Below are 24,000 nucleotides of genomic sequence, written 5' to 3'. Positions count from 1 at the left end.
ATGATTATTCATGGATTTTATTTTATCAACTAAAGGTTTAAGAATTGAACCTTCTATTACTTTGGAAATTACTGCAAAGGCAAAAGCTATGAAAGACTCTGGAATAGATGTTGTAAGTTTTGGTGCAGGAGAGCCAGACTTCAATACACCTGAGAATATTCAAAATGAAGGAATTAGAGCAATAAAAGAGGGTTTGACTAGATATACTCCAGCTTCTGGAATAGTTGAACTTAAAAATGCTATATGCGAAAAATTTAAAGAAGATAATAACCTAGATTATAAACCAAGTAATATTATAATATCAAGTGGTGCAAAGCATTCTATACATAATGCTTTGTTGGCAATACTTAATCCTGGAGATGAAGTTATATTTGGTACTCCATACTGGGTTAGCTATCCAGACTTAGTAAAATTAGCTGATGGAGTTCCTGTTTATATTGAAACAAAAGAAGAAAATGATTTCAAATTTAACGTAGAGGATTTAAATAGAGTTTTAACTGACAAAACTAAAGCTATTATCTTAAATAGTCCAAGCAATCCAACAGGATCTATTTATACTGAAGAAGAATTAAGAGCAATCGCTGATTGGGCAGTAAAAAACAAAGTGTTTATTATTTCTGATGAGATTTATGAAAAATTAATTTATGATAATAATAAGCATATCAGTATAGCTTCTTTAAATGAAGATATAAAAAATTTAACAATAGTAATCAATGGTATGTCAAAATCCCATGCTATGACAGGTTGGAGAATTGGATATGCAGCAGCCCATGAAAAGATAGTTAAGATAATGAGCAATATCCAAAGTCATGCAACATCTAATCCATGTTCTATATCTCAATATGCAAGTGTTGAAGGTCTTAAAGGTGATCAAGCTAGTGTAGAAGAGATGAAAAGACATTTTGTTGAGAGAAGAGATTATATGGCAGAAACAATAAATTCCATTAAGGGATTAAGTTGTAGAAAACCTGAAGGTGCTTTTTATATAATGATAAACTTCACACAATTATTAGGCAAAACTATTAAAGGTAAAGAAATAAACTCTTCTATGGATTTTGCTAACTTATTATTAGATGAAGCTAAGGTAGCAGTAGTTCCTGGAGTAGCTTTTGGTGATGATAAATATATAAGACTTTCTTATGCTACATCTATGGATAATATTAAAGAAGGATTAAGAAGAATTAAAGAAATAGTAGAAGAATAAAAAATAATTTACAAAAGAAGAATGGTTGACATAAATATAATATGTCAACCATTCTTCTTTTGTAAAACCATTTGATTATTATTAGTATATATAGTATATTGTGTATATGAATTGTTCGGTTTGTGTCAAAAAACAAGCATATTAAGAAATTAGAGAAAGAAGTAAAATGACTAAAGAGCATTCTGGAATATTTTTATGTTCAAGATTATGATAAAGGTAAATAGTTTTTTTACAATTTTGTAATTTATTTAAATCGTAAAAGGTGGAGATGAAACATGAATAATTATGTAAATATTTTAGGAATTTGATTTTCAAAATTAACTTTATTGGATACTGTTGATTTAATTGATAATAAGATTAAGGAATACAGAGATAAAACGTTTCACATCATCACTGTGAATCCAGAAATTGCAATAGATATTCAGGAGGACCCTGAATTAAAGAAAATATCACTCGAATCTGACTTAATTACTCCTGATGGAGTTGGCATTGTTTTAGCATCAAAATTAAAAAGAAATCCAATACCTGAACGTGTTACTGGTTTTGATTTACTTTTAGAATTACTAAGATTGGGAAACCAAAGAAGATGGTCTTTTTATTTCTTTGGATCAGAGGAATCAGTAAACAAAAAGATGGAGGAATATGTAGTTGAAAATTATCCTAATGTTAAAGTTGCGGGTAGGCATAATGGTTTCTTCAATAAGCAAGAAGAGACACAGATAATTGAAGATATTGAAAACTCAAAACCAGATATCCTTATTGTTGCATTAGGATCACCATTGGCAGACAAATGGATATATACATATAAAGATAGAATTCCTGCGAAAGTTACTTTTGGTGTAGGTGGAAGTTTAGATGTTATTACAGGAAAAGTTAAACGTACACCAGAGATTTGGAAAAAAATGAAGTTAGAATGGTTACACCGTAGAATCATCACTCCTTCACGAAAGGAACGACAGAAACGGTTAAAGATTTTTGCATATAGAGTATTTGGTGAAGTAATTAGTAAAAATTAAAATAGGATATACCTAGTAAAATCTGACACTTATCATTGAACTTAAGTAGTTCACATAAATATAATATGTCAACTACTTTCATTTTAAAGCACAACTTCATAAATGTATACATAATATAATTATGTTAATTATTTTGGTGGAACTGAGTTTTAAAAAAATATTTTACATCACTTTAAAAAAATGGAATAGAGCAACAGTATGACCAATGGATACTAGGTTTCTTATAACAGAATTGATAATAACTTCATTTTAGGATTTTAAATTTATAAATCTAAAGAGTAGTTTATAGATTATATAAAATAATAATATTACAAGTCTATTTAAGAGCTTACTTATTATATAATGGATAAATGCTTAAATTTTGACCTTTTAAAATGGGCTTTAAGGACTTCAAATTCTCACAGGAATATATTTGTATGGATAGTCTTTAAAATTTAATTATAGGCTTGTTATATTAGTTAAATTCGATTTTGCTATTAAAGTAAGATTTTATACTATTTGATGTTAAATAAATTTATTTTGAATATTGCTTTTTGGATAATTTTAGTATAAAATAACATTAGTCACAAAATAGTTATTTTGTGACTAATGTTATAAAGAAAATGGAGGGCTATAATGACTGATATACCAATGCTTCTAGAGGATTACTTAAATTATATGGAAACAATCAAAGGTGTGTCTCCTAACACTGTAAAAGAATACTTTTTAGACTTGCGAACTTTTTTTAGATTCATTAAGCAAAGATATAAATTAGTTGAACAAGATTTAAAGTTTGACGACATCAATATTTCAGATGTAGATTTAGATTTAATAAGTAAATTAGGAATTCAGGACCTTCACGCATATATATCTTATGCTGATAAAAAAAGAGAAAATAACAATTATACTAAATCTAGAAAAGTTGCCTCCCTTAGGTCTTTTTTCGACTATCTATATTCCAAAGTTAATCTAATAGATAAGAATCCTGCTGAAGCTTTAGAATTTCCCAAAAAAGAAAATAGACACCCTGTTTATCTCACTTTAGAACAATCGGAATCACTGCTAAACAATGTATTAGAAAATAAAAATGAAGAATATAGAAAAAGAGATTATGCAATTATTATGTTGTTTTTAAATTGTGGACTTCGTCTTTCAGAATTAGCAAGTATAGACATTGATAAAATCAAGGATAATGATACCCTCTCCGTTATTGGAAAAGGAAATAAAGAAAGAACAATTTTCTTAAATGAAGCCTGTGTATCTGCAATTAAAGATTACCTTGAAATACGACCTCAAAATTCAAAAGACAGCAAAGCTATGTTTATAAGTAAAAGAAAAAATAGAATGAGTAATCGCGCTATTCAACACATGATTGATCGATATTTAGAGAAATCGGGTTTAGATCCATCTATATACTCTACTCATAAGTTAAGACATACTGCAGCTACCTTAATGTATAAATATGGAAATGTAGACATACGTGCTTTACAGGAAATATTAGGACATGAATCTGTATCCACTACTCAAATTTACACTCATATAGACGACGATAGACTTAGAGATGCAATTAAAAGCAATCCTTTATCAAATAGAAAAAATAAGAAGAGCTAAATGGCTCTTCTTATTTTATAACAGGAACTTTTATTATATTCCCAGGATATATGTAGCCACTATCCATATCATTAAATTCTTTAATCTCATATACCATCCTTCTTATATCCATATTGCTTGGTAAATGATTCATTGCAATAGTCCAAAGAGTATCACCTTCAGCTACTTTTACTTCTTTATAATCAATTTTATAAATGGAACTATGAACTTTATTAGTTGTTAATAGACTAAATATCACTAAAGATAGTATGATAAAACTTGAAGTAATAAATGAATAAAATCTGTTTTTGTTAATTATTTTATACCTTTTCTTCATAATAGCACCTCGCACATTAGTTCTGAACAATCGTTCTAAATATATTCTACTCAAACATAGGTTCCGTGTCAATAGATTTTTACAAAAAAATCGAACCTTTGTTTGAATTTAATTAATTAATATGTTATAATTAATTAAATAAAAGTATTTGTGTTGATATATTATATGATATGAGAGGTGTATTTTATGTATGAAGAATTAACTCAGAAACAAATTGAAATACTATTATATATAAAATCTGAGGTTCAAAGACAAGGCTATCCTCCATCAGTTAGGGATATTTGTAAAGGTGTTGATTTAAAGTCAACTTCTACAGTTCATAGTCATTTAGAAAAACTTGAATCTAAAGGTTATATTAGGAAAGACCCTACAAAACCAAGAGCTATTGAAATCCTCGACAAGAATGACGATTTTTTACTTGTTTCTAAAAAAACAGTAGATGTGCCTATTGTAGGAAGAGTAACCGCTGGTGCTCCTATATTAGCTGTAGAAAATATTGAAGATACTTATCCCATTCCAGTGGAATTTGTAAAAGATTATGATGTATTTATGTTAAAAGTTCAAGGTGAAAGTATGATTGATGCAGGTATATTAGATGGAGATTTAGTTTTAGTTAAAGAGCAGAAATCTGCATTAAACGGAGATATAGTAGTTGCATTACTAGGAGAAGAAGCAACTGTGAAGAGATTTTTCAAAGAAAAAGATAAAGTGAGATTACAGCCTGAAAATCAATTTATGGAACCAATATATAGTACAGATGTATCTATATTGGGCAAAGTAATAGGCTTATTTAGAAGAATGTAAAACGGTAGGATTTATCCTACCGTTTTACATTTAATTTTTGTTTTGATTTATATCCACTAATTTATTTTCATATAAATTGTTTAAAGATTTCATAACTCCTAATTTACAATGTTCATATGTCAAACCACCTTGATAATATGCAAAATAAGGTTCTCTTATGGGACCATCTGCACTAAGTTCAATAGATGAACCTTCTATAAAGCCACCAGCTGCCATTATAACCTTATCTTCATACCCAGGCATATCCCATGCTTCTGGCACAACATAGGAATCTACTACTGAAGCTGCTTGAATTCCTCTACAAAATTCTATGACTCTTTCTGGACTTTTCAACTCTACCCCTTGAATTATATCTGATCTTATGTCATCTATATTTGGGACTATTTTAAATCCAAGTTCCTTATATACAATCCCAACCAGCAATGCACCTTTAACAGCCTCAGACACTATATGGGGCGCTAAAAACAATCCTTGTAAGGTACTTCTAGTTGTTCCAAACGTCAGCCCACATTCCTTTCCTAGTCCTGGCGCTGTCAATCTATTTGAAACTTGTTCGATTAAGTTGGATTTTCCTACAATATATCCACCAGATAAGGCAATTCCTCCACCAGGATTTTTTATTAACGATCCTGCCATAACATCGGCTCCTACATCTGTAGGCTCTTGAAACTCTAAAAATTCACCATAGCAGTTATCGACCATAATAATTACATCTTTATTGTATTTTCTAATAGCGTTGATTGCATTTTCTATTTCTTCAATTGTCAGTGCTCTCCTATCGCTATATCCAGTGGACCTTTGAATCATAAGCATTTTAGTGTTTTCTGATATGGATTCCCTTACTTTATCTGTATCAATAGTATTTTCTTTTAAAGGAATTTCTCTATATTTTACTCCATAGTCCATTAAAGTACCAGACATATTCCCCTTTACACCTATTACTTTCTGTAAGGTATCATAAGGCGCACCTGTTATGGCTATGAGTTCATCTCCAGGTCTTAATATACCAGATAGAGCTAATGTAATGGCATGAGTGCCTGAAGCAATTGCAGGTCTTACTAGAGCATCTTCAGTATTAAACACATTGGCATATATCTCCTCTACTTTCTCCCTTCCTACATCACCATATCCATACCCTGTAGTCCAGTTAAAGTCTGTAGAAGCCAATCTACATTGTTGCATAGCCTTTATAACCTTATATTGATTGTACTCTTTAATTTCATCAATATCTTTAAATTTATCTAAAATTAGTTTTTCTTTTTGTATTACAAATTTAACAACTTCCTCTTTTATTCCAAATTGTTTACATAATATATTTTCCGTCAACCTATTCATTTATATCACCCTTTTCTTTAAAATAACAGAAGCTTCTATAGAAGCTTCTGTTTAATTAGAAAAAGCCTCTGATTATATCAGAGACTTTTTCTAATTAAATTATTTAAGTAAAAATTAATTATCTAAGTTTATCTGCTTTGTAGGTATTATTGTGGAAATAGCGTGTTTATAAATTAACTGCTGCTTATCTTCACTTTCTAATATTAAAGTATAATTATCAAATCCCTTTACCTGTCCCTTTATCTGATAACCATTAACTAAGAATATTATAATACTAATATTGTCCTTACGTGCTCTGTTTAAAAAAACATCTTGTAAGTTTATATTCTGTTTCATTTTGTCCCCTCCTTATTTATTAATTATAAACTTATCTTTAGAATAGTCAATTATACATTGACTTAAATCTTCTAAATTATTAAACTCATCTATATCAATCCATTTAATTCTATTATCTCTTCTAAACCATGTCAACTGTCTTTTGGCATAATTTCTCGAACCTTGTTTTATCTTTTCCATAGACTCATCTAAAGAAATTTCACCTTCTAAATACATTACTATTTCTTTATAACCTATTCCCTGCATAGATACAAGTTCCTTCTTATAACCCATTTCTAAAAGTTTTTTTACTTCTTCAATTAAACCCTCTTCTACCATTATATCTACTCTACGATTGATTCTGTTATATAATTTCTCTCTATTCATATTTAACCCAATCATAACTAAATTATACTTTTCAATGGGTTCTCTAAAATTCTTATTAAATTCAGTCATAGTTTTACCAGTTATTTCAAATATCTCTATAGCTCTAATTATTCTCTTTCTATCATTAATACTTATCCTCTCAGCACTTTCTATATCTATGTTTTTCAACATTTCATGTAAATATTTATTGCCATACCTTTCTCCTAATAATTCCAACTTAGTTCTAGTTTCATTATTTGGTGGCACTTCTGCGAAATTTAGCTTATATACCAAAGAGTTTATATATAATCCAGTCCCCCCTACAACCATTGGAAGCTTATGATTTTTATTAATATCCTTGATTAATACTTCAGCGTTTTTTTTATAGTCTGAAACTGTAAATTCTTGATCAGGATAAATTACATCGATTAAATGATGCTGAATACCCTGCATTTCTTCCTTAGACACTTTCGCAGATCCTATATTCATATACTTATATATTTGCATGGAATCTGCTGAAATTATTTCACCATTCATTTTCTTAGCTAATTCAATGGATATAGATGTTTTTCCTATGGCTGTAGGTCCTATTAAAATAAATAAATTATCTTTCATATTATCATCCTTCTAAACAATCCTTAAAAATGACTTTTCTATATCTCTTTTAGTCATTTCTAAAACAGTAGGTCTTCCATGAGGGCAACTATGTGGGCTATCACATAGTTTTAGTTGTTGTATCAAAGCATAAATTTCAATCTTTCCCATATGATCACCACCTTTAACTGCTTTAGTACAGGCTATTTTCATTATTTTTTCTAATTTAGCATCATAATTACTTTTAACACTATCAATATTATCAAGTATTTCATAAAATAAATCTTTAATTCTAGGTATTCCAAATACAAGAGGAACAGCTCTTATAGCTATACTATTATTTCCAAATTCTTCAACATCGAAACCTAAATCTTTAAATATATTTATATTCTCCATTAGCTTTATTTTTTCCATATTGGTTAATTCTATAATCTCTGGTGCCAAAAGATTTTGAGTAACTATACTTTCTGTACGAAATTCTTTTAGATATTTTTCATACATAATTCTCTCATGAGCAGCATGCTGATCTATAAAATATAAACTTTGATTTAATTCATCTTCTCCAAGTATATAAGTATTAAAAATTATACCCATAGGTCTAATTCTAGAAAGTACGTTCCTGATATTCTTGGTTTTTTCATCGTATATATCTTCTTCACATATAAATTCTTCTTTTATCATTTTACTTTCTTCAAATAAATCGGTTTCTATAATCTTAGGCTCATCTTTTTCTTTATATAGTATTGTATCAGTAAAATCCCTAACTATTATGTCCTTATGAATGTCCATATCATTATCTGTCGCCAACAAAGGTGTGAATTCTTGTTGTTTATCTTTTATACTATTAATTTTGAAATCCATACTAGGTATAGATAAAGATGGATATAGTACTTCCTTTATACCTTTATTCATTACTTCCATTACTTGAGTCTCATTAGCAAATTTAATTTCTTGTTTTGTTGGGTGAATATTTACATCTATATTACTAGGATCTAAATCAAGAAATATAATAAAGCAGGGAAATCTATTTAATGGAATAGTAGATTTATAGTGGTTCTCAATAACACTAGATAGACTTTTATCAACTACATATCTTCCATTAATATATATATATTGATGACTCCTATTGCTCCTATATAATTTATTATTAGATATATATCCATATACATGAACTCCATTTTCTTCAAAATTAATTTCAGTAAGATTTTTAGAGAAATCCTTTCCTAATATACTATAAATATGAGATTTCATATTATTATTTTTTGAAGTGTTTAAGATAATTTTATTATCTTTTATAAATTTAAATGAAGTTTTGAGACTTCCTAACGCTACCTTATATACTATATCAGAAACTTGATTAGACTCCGTTAAGTCGGATTTTAAAAAGTCCTTTCTAACTGGTATATTGTAAAATAGATCCCTTACTATCATAGTAGTACCTTTTGGACACCCAATTGACTCCTGTGATAAAATTTTACCTTCTTCAATTAAGGCATTAACTCCTCCCAAAGCATCTTTTGTTTTCGTCATAACCTCTACTCTAGAAACATGAGATATACTGGCTAAGGCTTCTCCTCTGAAGCCTAAAGACTTAATTTTATATAAGTCTTCAGCTTTAGATAATTTAGAAGTTGAATGTCTCATAAACGCTAGGCTTAAATCATCACCATCAATACCATCTCCATTATCAGTAACCCTAATATAACTCTTACCACCATCTTTTATTTCTATAGTTATATTATCTGCACCAGCATCTAAAGAGTTCTCAACCAATTCTTTCACTATAGATGATGGCCTTTCTATAACCTCTCCAGCTGCTATTTTTTGTATAGTGATATTATCTAAAATCCTGATTTTACTCATTATTATCTCTCCTTAGATTTTTAGCACCTTCTTTTAAACTATAAAGAATATTTAATGCTTCTTTAGGTGTCATATTGTCTATATCTAAGTTTAAAATCTTATCTACATAGTAATCTTTTTTATAATCTATTAAATTCAATTGTTTTGGTTCTTCTTTTACTTTGCTATTTATATTAATCTGATGATTTCCTTCAATAAGGGATAGTATTTCATTTGCTCTATTAATCACTGATTCATCTATACCTGCTAGTTTTGCAACCTCTATTCCATAAGATTTATTTGTACTTCCTTCAACGATTTTTCTCAAGAATACAATTTGCTCCCCACTTTCTTCAGCAACAATAGTTAAGTTTTTTATATTATTATTTCCATTCTGTAATTGAGTTAGCTCATGATAATGAGTAGCAAATAGTGTTTTAGCTTTTATATTTGTGGTAATATGCTCTACAATTGCCCAAGCTATACTTAAACCATCATAGGTACTAGTACCTCTTCCTACCTCATCTAAAATAATCAAACTATCTTTAGTAGCTGATTTTATGATATTGGATACTTCATTCATTTCCACCATAAAAGTACTCTCACCTTGAGAAAGGTTATCTTGTGCACCTATTCTAGTAAATATCCTATCAACTATAGATATATTTGCCTTACTTGCCGGTACAAAGGAACCTATATGAGCTAATAAAGTTATAATAGCCACTTGTCTCATATAAGTAGATTTACCAGCCATATTGGGTCCAGTAATAATCTGAACCATCCTGTCCTTTGTATTCAAATAAGTATCATTTGGTATAAATAAATTGTTTTGAATATTATTTTCTACAACAGGATGCCTTCCTTCTATAATTTCAATGACTCCTTTTGTATTAAGACTAGGTTTTACAAAATTTAATTTATATGCTACTTGTGCAAAAGCATTTAATACATCAAGCTGGGATATTATTTTACTTGTAGTTTGAATTCTATCTATATGTTTTTTTATTTCATCTCTTATTCTTGTAAATATTTCATACTCTAATATTAAAGATTTTTCTTCTGAACCTAGTATCTTATCTTCCATATTTTTTAATTCTTCAGTATAATATCTTTCTGAATTAGCCAATGTCTGTTTCCTAATAAAATAATCTGGAACTAATGATATATTAGATTTAGTTACTTCTAAATAGTATCCGTAAACCCTATTGAATCCAATCTTTAAATTTCTAATACCTGTTTTTTCTTTTTCTCTAGCCTCCAATGTACTAAGCCATTCTTTTCCTTTTGAACAAGCCTCTTTAACTTGGTCTAAATCTTTATCATAACCTTCTTTTATAATTCCTCCATCTTTCAAAGTTATAGGAGGATTTTCACTTATGGATTTGCATAATAATGAGTAAATATCATCAAGACTATCTAAATTTATACTCATATTGACTAACTCAAGGTTTTGTAAATTCTTTAATAGTTTCTTTATATCTGGTAAGACAGAAATAGAATTTCTTAAAGATAATAAGTCTCTTGCGTTACAGTTACCATTAGAAATTTTACTAGCTAGTCTTTCAATATCATAAATTTGTTTTAGATATGTTTTTATATCATCCATAATTACAATATTATTTAAAAAGTATTCTACAACATTATTTCTTTTTTCAATTTCTTTAATATTAATTAACGGTTGTTCCAGCCATTTTTTTAAAAGTCTTCCACCCATGGAAGTTGAAGTTTTATCTAATAGACCAATTAATGCTCCTTTTCTATCTCTTTTTATAATAGTTTCATGTATCTCTAAGTTGGCCCTAGTATTTATGTCTAAAACCATATAATTATTCGGCTTATAATAAGACAAGTTATTGATATGTTCTAAGGATGATTTCTGTGTCTTATATAAATAGTCTATAAGCTTACTAGTAGCTATAATAGAGTATATTTTGTTATTGATTTCCAATTCATCTAATGATTTTCCATTAAAATGTTCTGTTACTAAAGATGCTAGATTATCTTTCTCTATATCGGATTCTTTATAAGAATTTATATAAGGGTTAATAGTCCCTTCTAAAATCTTTAAAAGCTTTGTATTATTATTGATTTTATCATTACATATAATTTCTGATGGAAGTATTTTCCCAAGTTCATCTATTAAAAACATGTTGTTTTCACTTAATTCCCCTAAAAATTCAGTTGTATACATTTCTCCTGTAGAATTATCGACATATGAAATTCCTACACCTGAATCATCTAAATATATAGATACTAGATAATTATTAGTTTTTTCATCTAGTACTGTTTGATCTGTTATAGTACCAGGGGTAACAACTCTTATTACATCCCGCTGTACAATACCTTTAGCAAACTTAGGATCCTCTACTTGTTCACATATAGCAACTTTATATCCTTTTTCTACTAATCTAGATATATAGGTTTCAGAAACATGATGGGGTATTCCACACATTGATGCCTTCTCAGCCATACCACAATCTCTTTGTGTTAAGGTAATTTCTAATTCCTTTGAAGCTTTCAGTGCATCTTCAAAGAACATTTCATAAAAATCTCCTAATCTAAAAAATAGAATACAATCATCATATTGTTTTTTTATACTTAGATATTGTTTCATCATCGGTGTTAAATTTTCCAAATTATTTCTCCTCCTAACAGAGAAGTATTAGATTAATTCTCCTTCTAATGTAAATGTTTTAACATTTTCTATTTTAACATTAACAATGGAACCTATAAGACTTTTATCACCTTTAAAATGTATAAGTTTATTTGTTCTTGATCTTCCTGTTAAAACATCAGGATTATTCTTGCTCACTTCTTCTACTAATACTTCTAAGGTCTCCCCTACTAATTTTTGATTTAGTTCTAATGCAATTTCATTTAATGTGTTTGTTAACTTTTGAAATCTATCATGCTTAATCTTATCATCTATTTGATTTTCCATATTAGCTGCCTTAGTACCTTCTCTAATGGAATATAAGAAAGTAAAAGCTGAATCATATTTTACTTCTTTTACTAATTCAAGTGTTTGATTGAAGTCATCATCTGATTCACCAGGAAACCCTACTATTATATCTGTAGTAATTGATATGTTTGGAACTGCCTTTTTTAGTTTATTAATAGTTCCTAAATAATCTTCTTTAGAATATTTCCTATTCATCTCTTTTAAAATCCTATTACTACCTGATTGCACAGGTAAATGTAAGTGTTCACATAGTTTATCTAAAGTAGCATAACATTCTATTAGATCCTCTGATAAATCCTTTGGATGTGATGTCATAAATCTTATTCTTTCTATTCCATCTATTTTATTTATATCCTTCAATAAATCTGTAAAGCTATAATTTGTTCTTAAAGACTTTCCATAAGAATTTACATTTTGACCTAGTAAAGTTATCTCTTTACATCCACTCTTTGCTAAATCTTGAATTTCTTTAATTATGTTTTCAGGTTCTCTGCTCATTTCTCTACCGCGAGTATAAGGCACTATACAATAAGTACAAAAATTATTGCAACCATACATAATATTCACAAATGCTTTATATGAATATTTTCTATTTGAATTTATATTCTCAACTATTTCTCTTCCATCTTCAAATATATCTACAACTGTCTCATTATTCTGTATATTATTATTTATTAATTGAGGTAGTTTGTGGATATTATGAGTACCGAATATTATATCAACATGTTTATGTTTAGATAATATAACATTTCTCACGTCTTCTCTCTGCATCATACATCCGCATACTGCAATCATCAAATCTGGCTTTTGTCTTTTTAATTGTTTCAATGCTCCCAAGTTGCCATATACTTTTAATTCTGCATTTTCTCTTACTAAACAAGTATTATATATTATAAAATCAGCTTCATTTATATCTTCAGTTTCAACATAATCCATATTTCCTAAAATCCAAGAAATCTTCTCAGAATCATGCTCATTCATTTGACAACCATAGGTTTTAGTTATAAAAGTTCTTTTCCTACCATGTACACGTTCAAATTCCTGATTCATAGTTTTAATTTTGTCTGCATAGTTTAAAAAGTTTTCTTGATCATATTTATATTCATTATCATATATTTCCAAAATATCATTACTATCATTAATGTTATTTTTCATTTGTGCAACCTCCAAAATTTTATAAGTACTTTATATTATATCAAATTTATATAATTATAAAAAGACTAGGCTATGACTAAAGCCTAGTCTTTTTATAATTATAGTTTAATAGCCATATTGATTACACATAATAGTATATCAATTATTGAAGTAATATCAAAGTATTTTATCTTATTTATATTATATTTTTTCACCTAATCTATTTAAAATTTTATTTAATATTACCTTTATTTAAAAATAACTTCATTACATATAATAGTACTTTTACACTATATCTATATATTTGGATTTTAATTATTTATATTTGGAGGTGTTCTTATGTTTTTATCTGTTGTATTTATTATAGTTGGTATATTTGCAGTAATTTGTACTATATTTAAACCATCATTTTATTGGAAAAGTCGTAAAGCAATAAGACTTAGAAGATTAATAGGTGATAAGGCTACTACAATATTATATATATTTATTGGTATACTGGTAATGTTTCTTGGAGTTGCTAACCTAACGGGAATGATTACGTTATAAAACCAGGTAAATATAAATAAGTTTTTAAATTTAAGATTATTAAGGTGAAATAATCTTAAATTAGTGTATAATAAAGATATGTAGCTAATTAAAGTTATTGGCACAATCTTCTATAAATCAAAAGAGGGGGAGACTGTAATGAGTAAACCAATATTATCAGCACATTTTGAATCAAGAACACCTTCAGATGTTCGTTTAGCTCAAATGAAATATGATGAGCGTCCAGTAAAACCGGAAGCAGTAATAAACGTGGGAATAGGAAATGTATCTTTACCAACAAATCCAGCTATGCAAAAAAGGATGTTTGAACTTAATGCACCGGAAAGCCCATTTGCAAATGGAATAATTAGATATTCAGGGACAGCAGGTACTATTGAAGCACAAAATGCTTTTAAAAACATTTTAGAAAGTGAAGGTTTTGATACAAGTAACCTTCATGTTCAAATAACAGATGGCGGTTCATCTGGTATGGAGTTATTAATTTTAGGGGTTTGTGGTCCAGCTGGAACTGAGGAAAAACCTCTTATGATGATTGACCCTGCTTATACAAACTATATTTCATTTGCAGAAAGATTAGGACGTAAAACTGTAACTATTAAACGTCATATGGATGAAGATGGTAAATTCAATTTACCCGACATGGCCGAAGTTGAAGAAATGATAAAAGCAAATAATCCAGGGGCACTTTTAGTTATACCTTATGATAATCCAACAGGTCAATATTATACCTATGACATTTTAAAAGACCTTGCAAATCTATGTGTTAAATATAATATGTGGATGGTAAGTGACGAAGCTTATCGTGAATTATATTATGATGACAATGAAAAACTTGTAAGTATTTGGGGATTAACAGATGCAGATGTTCCAGGAATTGAAGGAAGAAGAATTAGTATTGAAACAGCTTCAAAAGTATGGAATGCTTGTGGATTAAGAATAGGTGCAGTGATTACAGATAATGCAGACTTTAATAACCGTTCAATTGCAGAATATACAGCTAATCTATGCGCAAATGTAATTGGTCAATATATCTTTGGAGCCTTAGCAAATGAGAGTAAAGAAGATATACTTGGATGGTGTAAAAATCAAAGAGATTACTATAAAGACCAAATAATAAAAGTTTACAATGGACTTAAAGAACAAGAACCAAAACTGATTGTATCAAGTCCAGATGCATCAATTTACTCAGTAATTGATGTAAGAAATGTAGTAAAACCAGGATTTGATTCAATTGAATTTGTTCTATACTGTGCAGGAGAAGGCTCTGCTGTAATAGATGGAGTAGAAACAACTCTTCTTGTTGCACCAATGAAGGGATTCTATGATGTTAAAAATGATGATGAAAACCCAGGTAAAACTCAATTTAGAATTTCTTTTGTAGAATCACCTGAAAATATGGCTAAAATACCTGAGCTTTTTGTTAAGCTTTTAAAACAATATGAAGAACAAAGATAATATAATACAAAGGTCTGCTAAAATTAGTAGACCTTTTATTTTTTCATAAACATTCGCTTAAAAAATCCTATTTGTTTTTCCTCTATTTCTTTTAATTTATTTTTTAGTTCAATGTTTTCAAAATCCTTTTCCTTAACCTGCATTTTTAATTTTGCATTTTCACATATTAATACATCTCTTTCCTTTGAATTCAACTCATTCCTAAGCATGGCTACTTCATCTTTTAATTCTTCTATTACTTTGATATTTTTTTCAGATCCTTCATTGATATGGCTAAATAATTTTTCGAAAAACTCTTCTTCTAAAGTCATACTTATTTCTTTAGCTAATTGATATGTATCAAAGTACATATTATCACTAGTTGATACTATTCCAGCTTCTTCTTGATTACTCATAATAACTTCTGGAGATTGTATAATTAGCTTTATTTGTTTATTGGTAAAACCTTTTTCCTGCAGAGTTTTTATATATTGTATCAACTCAATCTCTTTATATGTAAAATATCTGTGATTTGAATTATTTCTAGGAACGTCAATTTCAAATTCTTTTTCATAGTATCTTAGAACGTGCGGAGCATATCCAGTAATTTCAGATACTTCAGATATAGTGTATTCGTGATTTAAATCCAACATAGTATATTCCCCTTCCAAATCCAGTCTACTATTATATAGTTCTCCATATAATAGTAAAATCCTCTATTTTAAGGAAAAATTTTTCATACAATTTATATTATAATAATACAAAATCTACTATATTATTACATAAACAGTCAAACCATAATTATTTTATACATTATATTAGTTATAAATAAAAAATCCAGTTTCTATTCTAAACTGGATTTTTTTATTTATATAAATCTAGATCTCTAGTTTATCCTCCAAAAATTCTACTAAAAGTTTAGTACAGTTAATTATATCATTTTTAGAAGCCATTTCTACAGTAGAATGTACATATCTAGTTGGTATAGAGATTACACCTGATGGAACCCCTTCTTTATTCACATGAATAGCACCTGAGTCTGTACCGCCAAATTCTAATACTTCCATTTGATAAGGTATATCATTATCTTTAGCTAATTTAACAAGTAAATTCTTTACATTTGGATGACAAATTATAGAATTGTCTTTTACTTTTATTGCAGCACCTTTATTTAATCCAATAGCAAATCTCTTTGCCTTAGGAGTGTCACCATGAGACGTCACATCTAGAGCCATACCAACATCTGGGTTAATCCTATATGCAGCAGTCTTAGCTCCCCTAAGTCCTACTTCTTCTTGCACTGAAAATACAAAATATAAATCATTAGCTGGATTTTTTATAGATTTTAAAGCCTCAATTGCTACAAAGCATCCTACTCTATCATCTAAATAAGGAGTGAATACTACATTTTCGTTTTCTACATAATCTGATTTATATATGCAAATGTCACCTATACTTATTTTTTTCTCAGCTTCTTCTTTACTAAATGCTCCAATATCTATATACATATTTTCTAATTTTAATTTAGATATATCATCAACAGGTTCAGCATAGATAATTCCAATAGTTCCATTTTCAAAAATGACATTTTGACTCAAAGAAATTATAGGAGATATTCCACCAACATTTGTAAATCTTAAAAATCCTTTTTCATCTATATCGATTACCATAAGTCCTATTTGATCCATATGAGCAGAGATCATAACTTTTTTTCCATTACCTTTCTTTCTAGCAATTAGATTTCCTAGAGCATCTACTTCTATCTCATCTACAAAATCCTTAATTTCATTTGTAATATAATCTCTAATTAAATCTTCATTACTTGCTGGTCCATATACGCTAACTATGTCCTTTAATAGATTAAAGTTTATATTCATTATAATTCCTCCCTTTTAAATTCAGATAAAATAGCCTTTAGTAAATCATAAGTATGATTGTAATCGTCTTTACTCATTACTGATGTTGGTGAATGTATATATCTGCAAGGTACAGAAATAGTAGTGGTTACTGAACCTTCTTTAGTAGTATGGATTCTTCCAGAATCATTTCCGCCCATAGAAGTTTTTCTATACTGATATGGAATATTATTCTTTTGAGCAATGCTAGTAATCTTTTCTCTAAATTTACGATCAAATACTGTAGTTCTATCTATTAGAGATATGGCAGGACCTTTATTTAGGTAAGTAGGTATTAAATGTGTATCAAGTTTTGGCATATCATAACATAATGTTCCTTCCAATACCAATGAAATATCTGGATCAACTTCATAAGCCGCAGGACCAGCTCCTATTAAACCTACCTCTTCCATTACAGTAAATACACCATAGAAGCTTACATCTGTCACTTCTTTAATTAAGTTAATTAAAATTGAACATCCCACTCTATTATCGAGGGCCTTTGCCTTAACTAAATTATCTCCAAATTCAATATAATCTGATTTGAAAATTACATAGTCACCTATTTGAACTAACTTTTCAGCTTCCTCTTTAGATTTAGCACCTATATCTATATATAATTCATCTATACCAAGAGCTCTAGTCCATTCCTGTCTTTTTTGTAAATGAATCGGTTTTGCCCCTATTACCCCATCAATTTTTTCTTTTCCAACTAAAACAGGCTTTGATACTAAAATTCTTTTATCAACTCCACCTACTGTAGTGAATTTAAGTAATCCTAATTTATCAATATCTGTAACTAATAATCCTACCTCGTCCATATGGGCTGTTATCATTAATTTTTTATTAGTATCTTTACCTTTTTTATATGCAATAATATTACCTATTCTATCTATTTTAAAAGAATCCACATGATCTTTTATTTCAGCTATTATCAAATCTCTAACTTCTTTTTCATTTCCAGATACTCCTGAAGCCTCTGTTAATTGTTTTAATAGCATAATAATCCCTCCAAATTCTCATTAGAAATAGAAGCAATAAAGAATGCCAACAATTTAGCACTATGCTTTATATCAACCATATCAACTACCTCTACTGATGTGTGCATATATCTCAATGGTATAGATAATACTAAAGAAGGAATACCTTCTTTTGTCATTATCATTGCTCTAGCATCTGTTCCAGTTAAACCTGGAGTAATTTCCATCTGGAAAGGAATATTATATTCAGCAGCTACCTCTGTAAGTTTTTTTCTAAGTCCTGGGTGAATGTTTCCTCCTAAAGTAATTCCAGGTCCTTTTCCCAATTCCAAAGAATCAGACTTAGATAGTTCTGGAGTTGCTCCAAATCCAACATCAACAGCTATACCAATATCAGGATTAATTCCAAAAGTACTGACTATAGCTCCTGCCATTCCTACTTCCTCTTGAACTGTAGACACAAAATATACATCAGCTTCATGTTTCATTTTATTTAGCTCTTTCATAGTTTCATAAATAACAGCTACTCCTGCTCTGTCATCTAATGCTTTTGCTGTTACTCTACTACCTTGAAGATTTGTTAAAGACCTTCTAATTGTTATAGTATCTCCTATGTTTATAAGACTATGGACTTTTTCCTTTGAGTAACCAATATCTATAATCATATCTTCCATTTTTATGGCCTTATCATGTTCAGATGCTTCTTGTAAATGAGGTGGCTTAGAACCTATAACGCCAAATAAATCCTCTTTACCATGTACTATAACTTCTTGACCTAATATAGTTCTAGGATCAATCCCACCTATATTAGTAAACCTAATGAAACCATTTTCTTCAATATCCTTTACCATTAGACCTATTTCGTCTATATGGGCAGCAAGCATTATTCTAATATTATCTGAGTTTGATACTCCCTTCTTAAAGGCTATAATATTTCCTAGCTTGTCTACTTTAATATCATTAGTATACCTGTTAAATGCTGATTTTATTGCATCTTGTAAATTATGCTCATACCCTGAAACACCATTACCATTACATAGTAACTCTAAAAGTACTTTTGTATCCAAATTTATACCTCCTCATTTTATAAATTTAAAAGAATTAAACTATCTTTTCATAGAAAAAAGTTTTAGCTGCCTTTAATTTATGTTTTTCAGGCATAATTATTTGTTCGGTACTTCCTACGAATAATATTCCTTTATCATTTAGCGAATTATAAAACTTTGAATATAAGAGTTCTTTTGCTTCTTCAGTAAAATAAATCATCACATTTCTACAGGTTATTAAATCAATATTTGTAGGAAACCGATCCTTAAGTAAGTCCATTTTCTTATACTCAACACATTTTTTTATTTCGTCTGAAATTTTATAGGATCCTTCAATTCTAGTGAAGTATTTTTCCTTAAATCCTTTAGGTAAGTTGGCCAATGACTTTTCACTATAAAGTCCTACTTTAGCTTTATTCATAGCTTCTTCATCTATATCTGTTGCCAAGACTTTAATATCTTTTAAAGGGAAAAAATTGGATAACATCATAACTAGAGAATAGGGTTCTTCTCCTGTAGAACAGGCAGAACTCCAAATCTTTAATCCTCTTTTATTATTATCTATTAAAGCAGGAATAATGTTATTTTCTAAAACTGTCCACTGAGAAGGATTACGGTAAAATTCAGATACATTGATTGTTAAATAGTTTATAAATTGCTCTAAAAGAAGTTTATCTTCTTTTAATCCAAGAAAATAATCATCAAAATCTTTAAAGTTATTTCTTGTTAAAAGAGATGATATTCTTCTTTTCATTTGCTTTTCTTTATAATAATCCAAATCAATATTAATCAATCTATTTACATCTTTTTTAAATATTTCATATTTATCCATATCTATCCTCCATGAAATTATTTAAACAAAAATACAATATAGGGCTTCAATGTATTTCTGTACATCAAAACCCTTAATTATCCAATATTAGTTTTTATCTATCATATCCCCAATTGTTATTTCTGGTTCTTCATTTATTACATTACTTACTGATTCTTCAGATTCAGTTGATTCTAAAGCTTCTTTTATGCTTAAACCTATTTTCTTTTCTTCTGTATCTATATCAATAACCTTTACATTAATTTTCTGTCCAACTTTTAATACATCAGATGGCTTATTTATATGATCTTTAGATATCTGAGAAACATGTAACAAGCCGTCTACGCCTTCATTTAATCTAACAAAAGCACCAAAGTCCAGTAAATTTACTACAGTTCCTTCAACAATATCCCCTACATTTACATTTTTAGAGAATAAAGACCATGGCTCCTCAACAGTTTGCTTTAATCCTAAAGAGATTCTATTTTTATCTTTGTCAAGAGCTAATACTTTAACTAAAACTTTCTGTCCTTCTTTAACTACATTTGAAGGATGTTTAACTCTATTCCATGATAAATCCGAGATATGAATCAACCCATCAACTCCACCTAAATCAACAAATGCACCAAAGTCAGTAAGTCTTTGTACTACGCCTTCTATTACTTGATCTAGTTCTATATTCGCCCATAATTCTTTTTTCTTATTGTTTAATTCTTCTTTCTCTACTTCTTTCCTTGATAATATAATTCTTCTTTTCTCTTTATCGAAATCAATGATTTTGGATATTAAGGCTTTACCTTTATATACATTTAAATCACTTACAAAATTAGTAGAAACCTGAGATGCTGGCATAAATCCATTTACTCCATTTACAAGTACAGAAAGACCACCTTTGATGTTATTTAATACCTTACATTCAACTCTTTCTTTATTGTTAAATATTGCTTCAATTTCATCCCAATTTTTGAAATCATTAGCTCTTTTTGCAGAAAGCACAACATTTCCTTCACCATCATCTAGTTTAACTACAAAAACATTTATTTCATCTCCAACTTTATATAAATCCTTAGGTTTTACCTCTGGATCATTAGATAATTCTTCTCTAGTAACTATACCATCTGATCTATAGTTTATATTAACCATAACTTCGTTATTAGTAACATAAATTACTTCTCCTTTTAATACATCTCCTCTACGAATTTTTGTAAAAGAACTTTCGATTGCCTCCATCATTTCATTGTTGTTGATATTGTCCATTGTTTCAACTACCTCCTTAATTATCCAATCAGGTGTAGAAGCACCTGCTGTTATTCCTATTTTATTAAATTTTGATAGTGTTTGTAAAGGTAATTCTTTTGAAGTTTCTATATGATATACATTTTTACAATATTTTTTACTAACTTCCACTAATTTTTTTGTATTTGAACTATGATACCCACCTATTATTATCATTGCATCAACCTGTGATGATAATTTTTTACATGATTCTTGTCTTAAATTTGTTGCATTGCAAATTGTATTAAATATTTTAACTTCATTACCTTTTTCTTTAATAATTTCACATAAAGTTTCAAACTTTTCTTGTGTATTTGTAGTTTGGGAAACTACGCATATTTTATCCATCATAGGTAACTTTTCTGCATCTTCTAAAGAATTTACAATAAATGCCTTATTATTACACCAACCATTTATACCTATTATTTCAGGATGATTTGAATCCCCAATTATTATTATATTATATCCTTGATTTTCATATTCTTCAACCCTCTTATGTACAGATTTTACATAAGGACAAGTACTATCAACAATCTCTAAGTCTTTTTGGTTAATTTCATTAATAATATTTTTACTTACTCCATGGGATCTTATAATTACTTTGCTATTGTTAATTTCTTTTATATCATCAACTGTTTTTAATCCTGACTTCTCAAACCTTTCTACAGCCTGTTGATTATGAATTAAGGGTCCAAGAGAATAGATGTTTTTATTAGCATTTATCAATTCGGTATTTGTCATATCTACAGCTCTTTTTACACCAAAACAAAAACCAGCATTATCAGCTATGATTATCTCCAATTTTGCCTTCCTCCTTATATTTATTTGAATATATTGACTGCAAAATTTCCTGACTTAATAGACGATATTCATCTGTACTTAGTTTTCCATTATAATATTTTGAAAAATCAATAGGTTTGCCAAAATAGACTTTTATTTTGCTAAAAATTCTATAATCTCCCTCAATATAAACTGGTAAAACCATAGAATGTGCTTTTATACTTATTAAGGAGATTCCTGGTTTAGCATTTTTTAAATTGAATTCTTTAACTCGAGTACCTTCTGGAAATATGCCCAATACCCCTTCCTTTTTTAAAACCTTTAAAGAATTTTTAATGGCTGATAAATCAGATTCTTCCCTATCTACAGGAAATGCACCTAGATTTTTAAACAAATATGATAATATCTTATTTTCAAATATTTGTTTTTTTGCCATCCAGAAAATCTGTCTTGGAAACACTATGGATAAAATGATTGGATCAAAATTATGTATATGATTTGAACATAATACTAATTTGCCATCAGTAGGGATATTTTCTTTTCCATGGACTTCTATTCTATATATTAGTCTAAATACTAATCCTGCTGCCGTTTTTACTACTGTATAAAAGCTCATATCTTACCTCCTATTGATCATAGAGATCATTTCTTCTATACATTCATCTATGGTTTTATTAGTAGTATCTATTTTATATGAATCCCTACTCTGTGTTAAAGGAGCAATTTCCCTAGTACTATCTATTTTATCTCTATTTTCTATTTCTCTCTTTATATCTTCATATGATATATTATTTTCACCTTTTTCAATAAGCTCTTTATATCTTCTATTTGCTCTTTCTTCAACACTTGCCGTTATAAAGAACTTAAAATCTGCATTGGGAAGAACTACTGTAGTTATATCCCTACCATCCATAATCACTGATTTAGTTTTAGCTAATTCCTGCTGAATTCTTACCATTCCTTCTCTAACTTCTTTAATTTTAGCAATATAGGAAACATTTTGACTTATAATATTTTCTCTTATTTCCTTATCTACTTGAATGTTGTCTAGATAAATATGATTATCCTTAAAATCAATTGAAGTACTATTCATAGTATTCACAACATCCTCAACAGACATCGGATCTAATCCTAATTTTAATATTTTAAGAGTTAAAGCTCTATACATTGCACCTGTATCTATATATTCAAAAGATAACATCTCTGCCATTTTCTTTGCAACTGTACTTTTACCTGCACCTGCTGGACCATCTATGGCCACTGTAATATTTTTATTCATTATAACTGTCATCCTTTCACTACAAAATAATAACCACCTTTGGGTGGCTTAAGGATTGTTTAATAAATCAGGTCTTAAAACTTTTGCATCCCGCAAATAAATATGTTTAACATCTTTTTGAGATATATCGGAATTATATATAATCATTACTCTGATACATTTTTTGAGACTTCCTTCTACATTCATTTCATTAAAACACATAAGTCCAGTATAAATATATCCTAAATCTCTGGCTGCCTTGGCAGGATATACTTTATCCAAATCATTTGTACAAGAAAATACTATACTAATGACCTTTTCCCTATCCAAATTATTTTGTTTTTCTATTTCAGTTAATAATTCCTTAGTACCATCTAATATACTTTCGATTGAATTTTCCTGTACTGTAATAGCACCTCGAATAGATATAGTCTTTATAATATCACTTCCTTAATTATTATATATTAAATCCTCCTTGTAGACAAGCAATTTTAGTT

The 24,000-nt window shown here is 28.7% G+C and carries 22 protein-coding genes; 6 read left to right on the top strand and 16 right to left on the bottom strand.

The window, feature by feature from the left end:
- Positions 1-10 precede the first annotated feature (10 nt).
- The 3 genes from FYJ83_RS00570 (at position 11) to FYJ83_RS00560 (ending at position 3,810) form a co-directional block, all read left to right on the top strand.
- Positions 11-1,204: a pyridoxal phosphate-dependent aminotransferase gene (locus FYJ83_RS00570; RefSeq protein ID WP_154438047.1), complete on the top strand. Its 1,194-nt coding sequence runs from the start codon at positions 11-13 to the stop codon at positions 1,202-1,204.
- Between the two features lie 395 nt (positions 1,205-1,599).
- Entirely contained in the window at positions 1,600-2,220 is a 621-nt protein-coding gene (locus tag FYJ83_RS00565) for a WecB/TagA/CpsF family glycosyltransferase (protein ID WP_326828272.1), read from the top strand.
- A 615-nt stretch (positions 2,221-2,835) separates the two neighbouring features.
- The gene (locus tag FYJ83_RS00560) at positions 2,836-3,810 is read left to right on the top strand and encodes a tyrosine recombinase XerC (protein ID WP_154438045.1); all 975 of its coding nucleotides are present in this window, start codon (positions 2,836-2,838) and stop codon (positions 3,808-3,810) included.
- A 10-nt stretch (positions 3,811-3,820) separates the two neighbouring features.
- Here the strand turns inward: FYJ83_RS00560 and yneA are convergent, their stop codons facing one another.
- Complete coding sequence (gene yneA, locus FYJ83_RS00555) at positions 3,821-4,126, bottom strand: cell division suppressor protein YneA (protein ID WP_154438043.1); 306 nt, start codon at positions 4,124-4,126, stop codon at positions 3,821-3,823.
- 186 nt (positions 4,127-4,312) lie between these two features.
- Between yneA and lexA the strand changes: the two genes are divergently transcribed.
- Positions 4,313-4,930 (top strand): transcriptional repressor LexA, encoded by a 618-nt coding sequence (gene lexA / locus FYJ83_RS00550; protein WP_154438041.1) that lies wholly within the window; start codon positions 4,313-4,315, stop codon positions 4,928-4,930.
- A 30-nt stretch (positions 4,931-4,960) separates the two neighbouring features.
- Here the strand turns inward: lexA and FYJ83_RS00545 are convergent, their stop codons facing one another.
- From FYJ83_RS00545 to miaB, 6 genes are all read right to left on the bottom strand, one after another.
- A complete protein-coding gene (locus FYJ83_RS00545) occupies positions 4,961-6,265 on the bottom strand; it encodes a methionine gamma-lyase family protein (protein ID WP_154438039.1) in 1,305 nt (434 codons plus the stop codon).
- 114 nt (positions 6,266-6,379) lie between these two features.
- On the bottom strand, positions 6,380-6,601 hold the full coding sequence (gene hfq / locus FYJ83_RS00540; protein WP_154438037.1) for an RNA chaperone Hfq: 222 nt from the start codon (positions 6,599-6,601) through the stop codon (positions 6,380-6,382).
- 12 nt (positions 6,602-6,613) lie between these two features.
- Positions 6,614-7,561, bottom strand: coding sequence for a tRNA (adenosine(37)-N6)-dimethylallyltransferase MiaA (gene miaA, locus FYJ83_RS00535; RefSeq protein WP_154438035.1), 948 nt, complete (start codon positions 7,559-7,561; stop codon positions 6,614-6,616).
- A gap of 12 nt (positions 7,562-7,573) precedes the next feature.
- Positions 7,574-9,403 carry a DNA mismatch repair endonuclease MutL gene (gene mutL / locus FYJ83_RS00530; RefSeq protein ID WP_154438033.1) on the bottom strand — a complete coding sequence of 610 codons (1,830 nt, stop codon included), beginning with the start codon at positions 9,401-9,403 and terminating at the stop codon, positions 7,574-7,576.
- A complete protein-coding gene (gene mutS, locus FYJ83_RS00525) occupies positions 9,396-12,017 on the bottom strand; it encodes a DNA mismatch repair protein MutS (RefSeq protein WP_154438032.1) in 2,622 nt (873 codons plus the stop codon). Before mutS ends, mutL begins: the two co-directional genes overlap by 8 nt.
- A 27-nt stretch (positions 12,018-12,044) precedes the next feature.
- Entirely contained in the window at positions 12,045-13,499 is a 1,455-nt protein-coding gene (miaB, locus tag FYJ83_RS00520; protein ID WP_154438030.1) for a tRNA (N6-isopentenyl adenosine(37)-C2)-methylthiotransferase MiaB, read from the bottom strand.
- 318 nt (positions 13,500-13,817) lie between these two features.
- Here miaB and FYJ83_RS00515 point away from each other — a divergent pair, with 318 nt between their 5' ends.
- Together FYJ83_RS00515 and FYJ83_RS00510 are read left to right on the top strand one after the other, a co-directional pair.
- Complete coding sequence (locus FYJ83_RS00515; RefSeq protein ID WP_154438028.1) at positions 13,818-14,024, top strand: hypothetical protein; 207 nt, start codon at positions 13,818-13,820, stop codon at positions 14,022-14,024.
- 138 nt (positions 14,025-14,162) lie between these two features.
- Positions 14,163-15,479 carry a pyridoxal phosphate-dependent aminotransferase gene (locus tag FYJ83_RS00510; protein WP_154438026.1) on the top strand — a complete coding sequence of 439 codons (1,317 nt, stop codon included), beginning with the start codon at positions 14,163-14,165 and terminating at the stop codon, positions 15,477-15,479.
- A 35-nt stretch (positions 15,480-15,514) separates the two neighbouring features.
- Here the strand turns inward: FYJ83_RS00510 and FYJ83_RS00505 are convergent, their stop codons facing one another.
- The 9 genes from FYJ83_RS00505 to aroH form a co-directional block, all read right to left on the bottom strand.
- The gene (locus FYJ83_RS00505; RefSeq protein ID WP_154438024.1) at positions 15,515-16,111 is read right to left on the bottom strand and encodes a MerR family transcriptional regulator; all 597 of its coding nucleotides are present in this window, start codon (positions 16,109-16,111) and stop codon (positions 15,515-15,517) included.
- Between the two features lie 225 nt (positions 16,112-16,336).
- Entirely contained in the window at positions 16,337-17,335 is a 999-nt protein-coding gene (locus FYJ83_RS00500; RefSeq protein ID WP_154438022.1) for a M42 family metallopeptidase, read from the bottom strand.
- Complete coding sequence (locus FYJ83_RS00495; protein ID WP_154438020.1) at positions 17,335-18,354, bottom strand: M42 family metallopeptidase; 1,020 nt, start codon at positions 18,352-18,354, stop codon at positions 17,335-17,337. The genes FYJ83_RS00500 and FYJ83_RS00495 overlap by 1 nt, the downstream gene beginning before the upstream one ends.
- Positions 18,345-19,400, bottom strand: coding sequence for a M42 family metallopeptidase (locus tag FYJ83_RS00490; RefSeq protein ID WP_154438018.1), 1,056 nt, complete (start codon positions 19,398-19,400; stop codon positions 18,345-18,347). Before FYJ83_RS00490 ends, FYJ83_RS00495 begins: the two co-directional genes overlap by 10 nt.
- A gap of 34 nt (positions 19,401-19,434) precedes the next feature.
- A complete protein-coding gene (locus tag FYJ83_RS00485) occupies positions 19,435-20,211 on the bottom strand; it encodes a CheR family methyltransferase (RefSeq protein WP_154438016.1) in 777 nt (258 codons plus the stop codon).
- An 87-nt stretch (positions 20,212-20,298) separates the two neighbouring features.
- Complete coding sequence (locus FYJ83_RS00480) at positions 20,299-22,266, bottom strand: bifunctional 4-hydroxy-3-methylbut-2-enyl diphosphate reductase/30S ribosomal protein S1 (protein WP_154438014.1); 1,968 nt, start codon at positions 22,264-22,266, stop codon at positions 20,299-20,301.
- Complete coding sequence (locus FYJ83_RS00475) at positions 22,247-22,861, bottom strand: lysophospholipid acyltransferase family protein (RefSeq protein ID WP_154438012.1); 615 nt, start codon at positions 22,859-22,861, stop codon at positions 22,247-22,249. Before FYJ83_RS00475 ends, FYJ83_RS00480 begins: the two co-directional genes overlap by 20 nt.
- 3 nt (positions 22,862-22,864) lie before the next feature.
- Positions 22,865-23,524: a (d)CMP kinase gene (gene cmk, locus FYJ83_RS00470; RefSeq protein ID WP_229768444.1), complete on the bottom strand. Its 660-nt coding sequence runs from the start codon at positions 23,522-23,524 to the stop codon at positions 22,865-22,867.
- 48 nt (positions 23,525-23,572) lie between these two features.
- Positions 23,573-23,926, bottom strand: coding sequence for a chorismate mutase (gene aroH / locus FYJ83_RS00465; protein WP_326828276.1), 354 nt, complete (start codon positions 23,924-23,926; stop codon positions 23,573-23,575).
- Positions 23,927-24,000 lie beyond the last annotated feature (74 nt).

Origin of the sequence: Tissierella pigra (assembly GCF_009695605.1) — a bacterium.
In the GTDB taxonomy this organism is placed as follows: Bacteria; Bacillota; Clostridia; order Tissierellales; family Tissierellaceae; genus Tissierella; species Tissierella pigra.
The sequence above is the reverse complement of the archived record's forward strand: the minus strand, read 5'-3'. Positions and strand labels throughout refer to the sequence as shown.